Here is a 10,070-nt window from a genome sequence, read left to right on the forward strand (position 1 = left end):
TTGATTTCATCGAACTTGCAAAGAGGCCTGATATGATCCAGATGCAGACGAGACTGCGTTAAGGAGACGACGATGGCAGGCGGTTCCATTCCCCATTTTCAGAACGATGCGGGCTATCCGGCAATCGACATCGGCGTGAAGGAATTCATGTGCACGGGCGCCAATCCGCCTTTCGACCACCCGCATGTGTTTCTGGACATGGGCGACGACAATGAAAAAGTCTGTCCCTATTGCTCGACGCTCTACCGCTATTCGCCGAAGCTGAAGGCGACGGAAACGCTGCCGGCCGGATGCATCTACATCGAACAGGCCGCCTGAGACTTTCGCGACCAGCCCGATGAACGACACGCGTTCCCGGCAAATTGTCGTCGCCGGGGCCGGTGTCGCCGGATTGACCGCAGCCCTTGCATTCGCCTCGCGCGGCTACGCGGTTCGGGTGTTCGAACAGGCGCAGCGCCTGGAAGCTGCCGGCGCCGGCATCCAGCTCTCTCCAAACGCGACGCGCATCCTTCGCCAGCTTGGCGTGCTCGACCGGCTGCTGCCGGCAGCGGTGCGGCCGCAAGCCGTGGTGTTGAAGAAGGCCGCGACCTTGCGCGAACTGGCGCGCGTGCCGCTGGGGCAAGCCGCCGAAACCCGCTGGCAAGCACCCTATCTCGTCGCGCACAGGGCCGATCTGCAGAGCGCATTGACCGCGCGCGTTGCCGAGGTGCCGGATATCCATCTCACCACCGGCGCGCGCATCGGCGACGTTGCCTCCGGCCCGCATGGCATCACGGCGACGGCCGAGATCGACGGCAAGACCATCGAGGCGGAGGGCTTCCTGCTGGTCGGGGCCGATGGCGTCTGGTCATCGGTGCGCGCACTTGTCGATTCGGCCAAGGGCTCGCCAAGAAACCATTTCTCCGGCGAACTGGCCTGGCGCGCCACGGTCGCGGCCGGCAGCGCCGCCGGTCGGAGCTTTGCCGCCATCGGCGCCAGGGACTGCGTCACCACCTTCCTGCATCCTGGCTTCCATATGGTGGCCTATCCCGTCAGCAAGGGTGCGGCCTTCAATCTCGCGGCCTTCACCAGGGGCGACCGCATTGCCGAGGGCTGGTCCGGCAACGCCGACGCCGGGATCCTGACCCGAGCCCTGCGCGGCACCGCGACAGAACTTGCCCGTCTGGTCGAGCAGGCCGGCCCGTGGACCGCATGGCCGATCCACACTGTTGACCCGCAACAGCCCTGGACAACACCGAACGGCATCGCGCTGATCGGCGACGCCGCGCATGCGATGACCCCATTCGCAGCGCAAGGTGCGGCCATGGCGATCGAGGATGCGGCGACGCTTGCCGACATCATCGCCGACTTCCCTGCCGACCCCCTGGCCGCACTTGCCGTCTGGGAACAGTCACGGCGGCCGCGTGTCGCGCAGGTCACCCGACGCGGCGCTGTCAACCGGCTGGCCTGGCATGCCTCGGGTCCAGTGGCGATTGCGCGCAATGTGTTCCTGAAGGCGCGCTCGTCGGAAAAACTCGCGGCGGATCTGGACTGGCTTTATGGGTGGCGGGCTCCTTAGAATGCTTACATCGGTCGACCTTGACGTAATGGCAATTTGTAGTTACACTTTTGTAGTCAACGAGGCGCAAATTGCGATTTGAATGGGACGCCGAAAAGGCGAAATCCAATTTCCGTAAGCATGGCGTAAGCTTCGACACCGCCGTTCGCGTTTTCGCCGATCCTTTCGCGCTATTGGAGCATGATCGAATTGAAGGGGGCGAATATCGTTGGCAGACAACCGGCTTGGTTGAGACCGCATTGGTATTGCTGGTTGCACACGCAGATCGAGAGGAAGACGGGATCGAGGTGATCCGCATCATTTCAGCGCGGCGAGCTACGTCCAAAGAGAAAAGGCATTATGCGCAAAATCGTTCGATATGAATTCGACCCGGCCAATCCGCCTCCTCTGACAGAAGCACAGAAAGCGGAGATCGCGGCTTTGAAAGCGCGACCAGAGGATGATGTCGACACGAGCGATATTCCCGAATTGACCGAGGAATTCTGGCAGAACGCCGTCCGAAATCCTTATTTCAAGCCGGTCAAGCAACAACTGACCCTGCGTCTCGATTCTGACCTCGTCGCCTGGTTCAAAAGGCGCGCACCGGATGGTCGCGGCTACCAGAGTGCAATCAACAGAGCGCTTCGAGAATATGTGTCCAAACAGGATCGCAAGGCCGGCTGATCGCCGGAATGGCCTTCAATTATAAAGCCGCATCGACAGGCCGAGCGATACAGGCAGCGGGTTCCACCAGCCGGTGCGCAAGCCTGCGGTGCGCAAGGCGGCCGCCGTCCAGGTGTTGCAGCCGATCAGTGCGTTGAAATGGCCGTTGGCTTCGTAGAAGCCGTCGAACCTGGAATAGGCCGCGTCCGGAACGAGGATCGGGCCTTCCGGTCCGCGCTGGAAACTCGCATCGATGAAATCGAGCAACGCCGCGAACCGGTCCTCTGTGATGTCGAACCCCGCGATGTCAGGACGCGGTTCGAGGATGTCACCGGCGACATCGACATGCATGACCGACGAGTCGAGGGTCAGTGCCTTCATCACCGGTACCGCCTTCAGCTCGGACCATGTCGGCGTCTCCAGGTAGAAGGCGCGACCGCCCCAGCCGAAGACGATGTAGCGGACCTCCGGCCTGTCGGCCGGTATGCCGGCGTCGACCAGGAAGTGGAAACGCCGGCGCACGGCATCGTCGACCGGGATGGCGATATCGGTGTGGATCGGATTGTTCAGCACCAGGATGTGGCGCGTCGCTGCGGGCATGGCGGCGGCCGCCGGCCACAGCGGCCGCGGCACGAGGGTGCCCGTCGTCACGGCGAGAGCGACGACAATCAACAGAAGGCCTAGAAAACGTCCCAGTCTCTTCATGAAAAGCGGCTCTGCAAAAGCGCTCCAGCGCGACAGGAACGGTCGCCTGTTATCCCATACGCAAAAGAGCCCGGCAGTGTTTCAGCCGGGCTCCTCGCAAACATCGAAAGGCCTAGTGCAGGATCTGCGACAGGAACAGCTTCGTGCGCTCGTGGCGCGGGTGGTCGAAGAACTCGGCCGGCGTGTTCTGCTCGACGATCTGGCCCTGGTCCATGAAGATCACCCGGTTGGCGACCTTGCGGGCAAAACCCATCTCGTGGGTGACGCACAGCATGGTCATGCCTTCTTCGGCAAGGCCAACCATGGTCTCCAGCACTTCCTTGATCATCTCCGGATCGAGCGCCGAGGTCGGCTCGTCGAACAGCATGATGCGCGGGTTCATGCACAGCGAGCGGGCAATCGCCACACGCTGCTGCTGGCCGCCGGAAAGCTGGCCGGGATATTTGTTGGCCTGTTCCGGGATCTTGACGCGCTTGAGGAAATGCATGGCGATTTCCTCGGCCTGCTTCTTCGGCGTCTTGCGCACCCAGATCGGCGCCAGCGTGCAGTTCTCCAGGATGGTCAGATGCGGGAACAGGTTGAAGTGCTGGAACACCATGCCGACCTCGCGGCGCACCTCGTCGATCTTCTTGAGATCGTTGGTCAATTCCTTACCGTCGACGATGATCTTGCCCTTCTGGTGCTCCTCCAGGCGGTTGATGCAGCGGATCATGGTCGATTTGCCGGAGCCGGAGGGGCCGCAGATGACGATGCGCTCGCCGCGCATCACTTTCAGGTTGATGTCCTTCAGCACATGGAACTCGCCATACCATTTGTGCATGGCGATGATGTCGATGGCGACATCGGTCGTCGAAATCTGCATCTTGGCGGCGTTGACCTTGATCTCTTCTGCGCTGACGGCATTTTCGGTGGCCATGAGAGGGATCCCCTTGTTCTTTTGTTGTTGGTAATGATGCCTGTCGTTACCCCAAAACCGCTATACACTTTTGGGCGACATGCATTCAGCGTTTGTGGCCGGTGTCGAGCCGGCGTTCGGTGTACATTGAATAGCGCGACATGCCGAAGCAGAACAGCCAGAAGACGAAGGCCGCGAAGATCAGGCCAGACCTCGCCGTCTGCGCGGTTGCCCAGTTTGCATCGGAAAAATTCTGTTTGACGATGCCGAGCAGGTCGAACATCGAGATGATGATGACCAGGCTGGTATCCTTGAACATGCCGATGAAGGTGTTGACGATGCCCGGGATGACCAATTTGAGCGCCTGCGGCATGACGATGAAATACATCTTCTGCCAATAGCCGAGACCGAGCGAATCGGCACCTTCATACTGGCCCTTGGGGATCGCCTGCAGGCCGCCGCGCACCACTTCGGCCATATAGGCGGCGGCAAACAGCGACACGCCGATCAAAGCGCGCAGGAACTTGTCGAACGAAACGCCCTCCGGCAGGAACAGCGGCAGCATGACGCTGGCGAAGAACAGCACGGTGATCAGCGGGATGCCGCGCACCGTCTCGATGAAGACGACGCACAGCGTCTTGATGATCGGCATCTTGGAACGGCGGCCGAGCGCCAGCACGATGCCGAGCGGCAGCGACACGGCAATGCCGACGAAGGACAGGCTGAGCGTTACCAAGAGCCCGCCCCAAAGCGAGGTCTCGACATGCGGCAGGCCGAACATGCCGCCGACCAGCAGGACGAAGGCGACGATCGGCAGCACGAAGAACAGCAGAACCGCATTCAGCCCTTTGCGTGGCACCTTCGGCATCAGCATCGGCACCAGCAGCGCCACGAACAGGATGGCGACCAGGATCGGCCGCCAGCGCTCCTCGATGGGATAGCGGCCGAGCATGAACTGGCCAAACTTGGCATTGACGAAAGCCCAGCAGGCGCCGGTCCAGCCATCCGGCTGGATGCCGCCTTGCGCCACCGTGGCGCATACGGTCCGGTCCGGCCCCGTCCACACGGCGTTGATGAACGCCCAATTGATGATTTGCGGCAGGATCATCGCCACCAGGGCGATGCCGACGATTGTCAAAATGGTGTCGCCGGTAGACGCGATCAGGTTCTTGCGCACCCATGCGCCGAGGCCGGTGACGCTGGCGGGCGCCGGCTGCGCCAGCACCATTTCGGTGCGCACCCAGGACATATCATGTTCTTGCATGTCCTTACCTCACCTCTCCACCAGCGCCATCTTGGCGTTGAACCAGTTCATCACAAGCGAGGTCAGAAGGCTGATGGCGAGATAGATCACCATCATGATCACCACGCCTTCGACGGCCTGGCCGGTCTGGTTCAGCACTGTCCCGGCGGTCGCCGTCAGGTCCGGATAGCCGATGGCGATGGCCAGCGACGAGTTCTTGGTCAGGTTGAGATACTGGCTGGTCAGCGGCGGAATGACGATGCGCATGGCCTGCGGCACGACGACCAGCCGCAGGATCGATCCGGACCGCAATCCCAACGCACCGGCGGCTTCCGTCTGGCCCGCGCTGACACCCCTGATGCCGGCACGCACGATCTCGGCGATGAAGGCGGCGGTATAGCAGGACAGCGCCAGATAAAGCGACAGGAACTCCGGCCGGACCTGAAAGCCGCCGGTCAGGTTGAAAGTCGACTGCTTGGGGTAGTCGAAGCTCAGGGGAAAGCCGCTCAGCGCATAGGCGAGCAGCGGCAGCCCGACGATCAGCGCCGCGGATGTCCAAAACACCGGAAATTGCTGGCCGGTCGCAATCTGCCGTTGCCGCGCCTTGCGCGCGACGAACCACGCCATGGCGATGCCGACGAGCAGGGCGAGGAAGATCAGCCATGAACCGTCGCCCCATACGGCGCGTGGAAAATAGAAACCGCGCTGGTTGAGAAAGGAGCCGAACGGCAAATTGATGCTGTCGCGTGGCGCCGGCAGTACGGCCAGCACGCCGGAATACCAGAAGAAGATGACCAGCAGCGGCGGGATGTTGCGGAAGACCTCGACATAGACGGTGCAGATCTTCCTGATCAGCCAGTTCTTCGAGAGCCGGCCGATGCCGATGACGAAGCCGATGATTGTCGCGGTGATGATGCCGACGATAGCGACGATGACCGTGTTGAGGAGGCCGACCAGAATGGCGCGGCCATAGGTCGAATCCGACGAATAGGCGATCGCGCTCTCGCTGATATCGAAGCCGGCGCGGCCCTTGAGGAAGCCGAAGCCTGAAGCGATGCGCAACCGCGTCAGGTTGTCGATAACGTTGTGGGCAATCCACCAGACGCCCGCCACCAGCAGCACGACGACCAGCAGCTGGAAGAATATGCCCCGGATTTTCGGATCGTTGATGAAGGAACCGCGGCTGGGCTCCTCGCGAAGTACGTCCTGCGATGCCATTCGACCGTCCCCTGGAAAGAGAAACCGGGAGGCAGATGATCTGCCTCCCGGATCACATTTCGATCAGCGGATCGGCGGCGCGTATTGCAGGCCGCCCTTGGTCCACAGCGCGTTGATGCCGCGCGCGATCTTCAGCGGGCTGCCCGAGCCGACATTGCGCTCGAACATTTCGCCATAATTGCCGACGGCCTTGACGATGTTGACCACCCAGTCATTGGAGACGCCGAGATCGGTACCGATCTTGGTGTCGGCTTCCTGGCCGAGAACGCGCTTGATCTCGGGGCTGGCCGAGTTCTTCATCTCATCGACATTGGCCTTGGTGATGCCGAGCTCTTCAGCCTGCAGCAGCGCGAAATAGGTCCACTTGACGATGTGGTACCACTGGTCGTCGCCCTGGCGAACGGCCGGTCCGAGCGGCTCCTTGGAGATGATCTCGGGCAGCACGACATGGTCGGCCGGCGATCCCAGCGTCAGGCGGATGCCATAGAGGCCCGACTGATCGGTGGTGTAGACGTCGCAGCGGCCGGCATCATAGGCGGCGTTGACCTCTTCCAGCTTTTCGAAGACGACGGGATTGTACTCCATCTTGTTGGCCTTGAAATAGTCGGCGAGGTTCAGCTCGGTGGTGGTGCCGCTCTGCACGCAGACGGCTGCGCCCGAGAGCTGCAATGCCGAATTGACGCCCGGCAGCTTCTTGGCGTTGATCATGAAACCCTGGCCGTCATAATAGGTGACGCCGATGAAATTCAGGCCGAGTGCCGTATCGCGGTTGATGGTCCAGGTGGTGTTGCGCGACAGGATGTCGATCTCGCCCGACTGCAGCGCGGTAAACCGCTCCTTGGCGCTGAGCGGCGTGAACTTGACCTTGGAGCCGTCACCGAAGACGGCGGCCGCGACAGCGCGGCAGAAATCCGCATCGATGCCTTGCCAGTCACCCTTGTCGTCCGGCGCCGAAAAGCCGGCCAGGCCGGTGGAGACGCCGCACTGGATGAAGCCCTTCGCCTTGACGGTGTCGAGCGTGGCCGCCGACGCGGCGGACGCCATCAATCCAAGCGTGGCGGCGCCTAGAATGCCGATAGCAATGTGTTTCATGACCCACAGACCCTTTTCTCTGTTTTTCAGGAGTAAATCCTGATTTTTTTCTCCCGTGTGAACGCGGCTTCATCCCGGCCCATCCCGAAACCCCGCATCGTAACCGACGCGCCGCCTCCCATTCACAAATGTCATCGAAGGCGATAATTCCTGTGAGGTCAAGGGAAATGACCCAAACCCGAAGAGTTTGAAAACCGATTGCCGTAAATGCCTGATTTACAGACAAACACGCCCGCGAATTAGTCAGCAGGGGCCAATAAAGGCGGCAAAGCTGATGCAACGCCAACGCGGGGCCGATACCGGCCGCGGCAGCGAAATCCATCCAGGGCAAATACCTCGTGGTTGTTGACCTCCGCGTGGGGCGAACTACCATGTCCCAAGATTGTCTTCTGACGATTTACTGGCGGCTGCAGTCCAATACAGGTCGCAGACGAAGACTGTTCTCAAGAGGCTTGAAAGACGATCCAGGTCCCGATGCCAGCCATCAACGCGCCTGAAACGCGCGGAATCAGCTGCCCGGTCGGCACCGTCTTCTCCAGCAGGACCAGGATGGCGATGCCGGCGATCCACAGCACGTTCATGACGCCACCGACGAACAGCAGGGCCATCAGCGCCCAGCAGCACCCCAGACAGTAGGCGCCGTGATCGATGCCCAGCCGAAGCGCGCCGAGCGGAGCGGAGCGGAATCCGCCATGGCCGGCCAGGAACGCGATCGGGGCCTGACATTGGCGCAGGCAGACGCCCTTCATCGGCGTCCATTGATAGAGACCGGCGGCGATCAGGACGAGGCCGCCGAGGACCGCGCTGCCGGTCGCCATCGAGGGGTCGAGCAAGGCAAGACGGGCGAGCAGCCATTGCGCACCGGTCGCCACGAGGCTGAAGACGGCCCAGACGGCGAGGTAGCCGGCAAAAAACCATCCCGTCGAAGCGATGGGCCTGCCATCCGCCCGCGCCTTGCGGCCGACACCGGCATAGAGCAGCAACATCGGTGCGACCGAAGGCGTCATCATGCCGACCATCATCACCGCCCACATCGTGAAGGTGAAAGCGAAATCGGCCAATGCCCAGGCCCGGATGCCTGGCGCCACGGCGGCGCCCATATCCATGCCGCCCATACCCATGTTCGACCCGTCCATATTCGACATGTCCATTCCGGCCATGTCACCGCCTCCGCTGTCCGGCAAGGCGGAGCCGGGCATGACCATGTCGGTGGCGAGCCACAGCACATAGGCCCAGGCGAGCACGGCAATCACCACGAGCGCGGCCATCACGACCGCGCGATCGCGCCGCAGCACCGCCTCGAGGGCCGTGTCGCCCATTGGATCAGGTCAATGCACGATGCCGCTCTGCGTGAGATGCAGATTGGCGAAATGGCTGTGCGTATCGGCCAGCTCGAACTTGATCGGGCCCGTCGCCTTTGTCCAGCCGCGCCCGACCTCGGCGATCGCGTATTCGAAGCCGTGCGGCAGGTCGATGCGCGCCTGGTGGGCAGCGCCGGTGACCGGATTCCGGATCGGCTCGCCACGACCGTCGGTTATACCCTCGACATGCAGCTGACTGGTTCGCGCGTCGACGTCGATGTTGAATTCGATCGGCGCAAAGATCGGGTCGTGGAACTTCTCCAGCGTGGTCGAAAAGACCTGGAATATCGTTGCACCCGGTTCGGTGTCCAGACCGCCCAATATGCGAAGCAGCGCGCCACGTTGGGCTTCCGTCGCCCTCTCGTCGATGATCACCGCGGCTTCGCCCCCGCCCTGGTGTATGGCGCCGGGCCAGCTGAAAATCCCGACGAACCGCAATCCGTCGAGCTTGGTGTCGCCGTGATGGCCGCTTTCGATTTCCATGCCGGCGACCGCCTGGCAGAACCCGTATGTCGGCATGGCGTTGAACTGGCACGGGCAGCCATAGGCGCAGTTGCAGTTGATGAATTCGCGCGCCTTCATGGCCCATTTGACGTCCGGCATGGCATTCCTCCCTTGCCGCGCTCACGCTTGGTGAGCGCGATCCGGATCGTGGAGGACCAGAGGTCAACCGGCAGCAACCATCCGGCAGCATCTGATCGAAGCAATCCGGCGATTAATATTAGCCGACAATCATATACTTTCCGCAGCCGCCCACAATAGCCGATCGGCGGAGATGAGGGCTCCGAACGCAGGTCAATCAAGGACCGCCTTTTCGCGATAGGAATTTTTTCTTGACACCCTGCCCTCAGCTATGATACATTTTTGTCCATGGTGCTGATTTGCGCCGATGACCCGCCGCACAGGCGGGTTTTTCGTTTGATATCCTGTCCCCGCATCGCTGTTTTTGCCGCGACGAATTGGCATATTCGAAGTCCATCTCCTGGCGGACGGTGGCTGTTGCACGGTCCATGCCGCCGCACTATGGCTAGCGGCTTGTCAAACAAGGCGACGCAGAATGGCGAAAGACGGCGAGCACTTTAGCGGCGGGATGGGCATCAACACGCGGCTTGCCCATTCGGGCAACAATCCGCACGACTATTTCGGCTTCGTCAATCCGCCGGTGGTGCATGCCTCGACCGTGCTTTTTCGCGACGCGGCGTCAATGGCGGCTCGCACCCAGAAATACACTTACGGCACGCGCGGCACGCCGACGACCGATGCGCTCGCCCACGCCATAGACGCGCTGGAAGGTTCGGCAGGCACGATCCTGGTGCCGTCGGGCCTTGCGGCGGTGACGGGACCGCCGCTCGCCCT

General features: G+C 61.8%; 12 protein-coding genes. 5 read left to right on the top strand and 7 right to left on the bottom strand.

What is annotated here, in order from left to right; all coding sequences use genetic code 11:
- Positions 1 to 72: 72 nt before the first annotated feature.
- The 4 genes from EN990_RS27055 to EN990_RS27070 all read left to right on the top strand — a co-directional run bounded on the left by EN990_RS27055 (position 73) and on the right by EN990_RS27070 (position 2,221).
- Complete coding sequence (locus tag EN990_RS27055) at positions 73 to 318, top strand: zinc-finger domain-containing protein (RefSeq protein WP_013532417.1); 246 nt, start codon at positions 73 to 75, stop codon at positions 316 to 318.
- Between the two features lie 19 nt (positions 319 to 337).
- Positions 338 to 1,558 (top strand): FAD-dependent monooxygenase, encoded by a 1,221-nt coding sequence (locus tag EN990_RS27060; protein ID WP_127368337.1) that lies wholly within the window; start codon positions 338 to 340, stop codon positions 1,556 to 1,558.
- A 71-nt stretch (positions 1,559 to 1,629) separates the two neighbouring features.
- Positions 1,630 to 1,920 (top strand): BrnT family toxin, encoded by a 291-nt coding sequence (locus tag EN990_RS27065; RefSeq protein WP_127368338.1) that lies wholly within the window; start codon positions 1,630 to 1,632, stop codon positions 1,918 to 1,920.
- Positions 1,898 to 2,221, top strand: coding sequence for a BrnA antitoxin family protein (locus EN990_RS27070; protein WP_027037847.1), 324 nt, complete (start codon positions 1,898 to 1,900; stop codon positions 2,219 to 2,221). Before EN990_RS27065 ends, EN990_RS27070 begins: the two co-directional genes overlap by 23 nt.
- Before the next feature lie 15 nt (positions 2,222 to 2,236).
- Here the strand turns inward: EN990_RS27070 and EN990_RS27075 are convergent, their stop codons facing one another.
- The 7 genes from EN990_RS27075 to EN990_RS27105 form a co-directional block, all read right to left on the bottom strand.
- Positions 2,237 to 2,905, bottom strand: coding sequence for a TIGR02117 family protein (locus EN990_RS27075; RefSeq protein WP_127368339.1), 669 nt, complete (start codon positions 2,903 to 2,905; stop codon positions 2,237 to 2,239).
- Between the two features lie 112 nt (positions 2,906 to 3,017).
- Positions 3,018 to 3,821, bottom strand: coding sequence for an amino acid ABC transporter ATP-binding protein (locus tag EN990_RS27080; protein ID WP_013532420.1), 804 nt, complete (start codon positions 3,819 to 3,821; stop codon positions 3,018 to 3,020).
- An 85-nt stretch (positions 3,822 to 3,906) separates the two neighbouring features.
- Positions 3,907 to 5,064 carry an amino acid ABC transporter permease gene (locus EN990_RS27085; RefSeq protein WP_013532421.1) on the bottom strand — a complete coding sequence of 386 codons (1,158 nt, stop codon included), beginning with the start codon at positions 5,062 to 5,064 and terminating at the stop codon, positions 3,907 to 3,909.
- A gap of 9 nt (positions 5,065 to 5,073) precedes the next feature.
- Positions 5,074 to 6,261, bottom strand: coding sequence for an amino acid ABC transporter permease (locus tag EN990_RS27090; RefSeq protein ID WP_127388430.1), 1,188 nt, complete (start codon positions 6,259 to 6,261; stop codon positions 5,074 to 5,076).
- Between the two features lie 63 nt (positions 6,262 to 6,324).
- The gene (locus EN990_RS27095) at positions 6,325 to 7,353 is read right to left on the bottom strand and encodes an amino acid ABC transporter substrate-binding protein (RefSeq protein WP_024505009.1); all 1,029 of its coding nucleotides are present in this window, start codon (positions 7,351 to 7,353) and stop codon (positions 6,325 to 6,327) included.
- A gap of 443 nt (positions 7,354 to 7,796) precedes the next feature.
- Positions 7,797 to 8,672 (bottom strand): DUF2182 domain-containing protein, encoded by an 876-nt coding sequence (locus EN990_RS27100; RefSeq protein WP_013532424.1) that lies wholly within the window; start codon positions 8,670 to 8,672, stop codon positions 7,797 to 7,799.
- A 9-nt stretch (positions 8,673 to 8,681) separates the two neighbouring features.
- The gene (locus EN990_RS27105; protein ID WP_013532425.1) at positions 8,682 to 9,317 is read right to left on the bottom strand and encodes a DUF1326 domain-containing protein; all 636 of its coding nucleotides are present in this window, start codon (positions 9,315 to 9,317) and stop codon (positions 8,682 to 8,684) included.
- Between the two features lie 454 nt (positions 9,318 to 9,771).
- On the opposite strand from EN990_RS27105, the gene EN990_RS27110 reads away from it, so the two are divergent.
- Positions 9,772 to 10,070 (top strand): PLP-dependent transferase (locus tag EN990_RS27110; RefSeq protein ID WP_206526357.1); only part of this gene is annotated, 299 nt, incomplete at its 3' end.

The organism is Mesorhizobium sp. M7A.F.Ca.US.005.03.1.1, from assembly GCF_003997975.1.
Lineage (GTDB): Bacteria > Pseudomonadota > Alphaproteobacteria > Rhizobiales > Rhizobiaceae > Mesorhizobium > Mesorhizobium ciceri.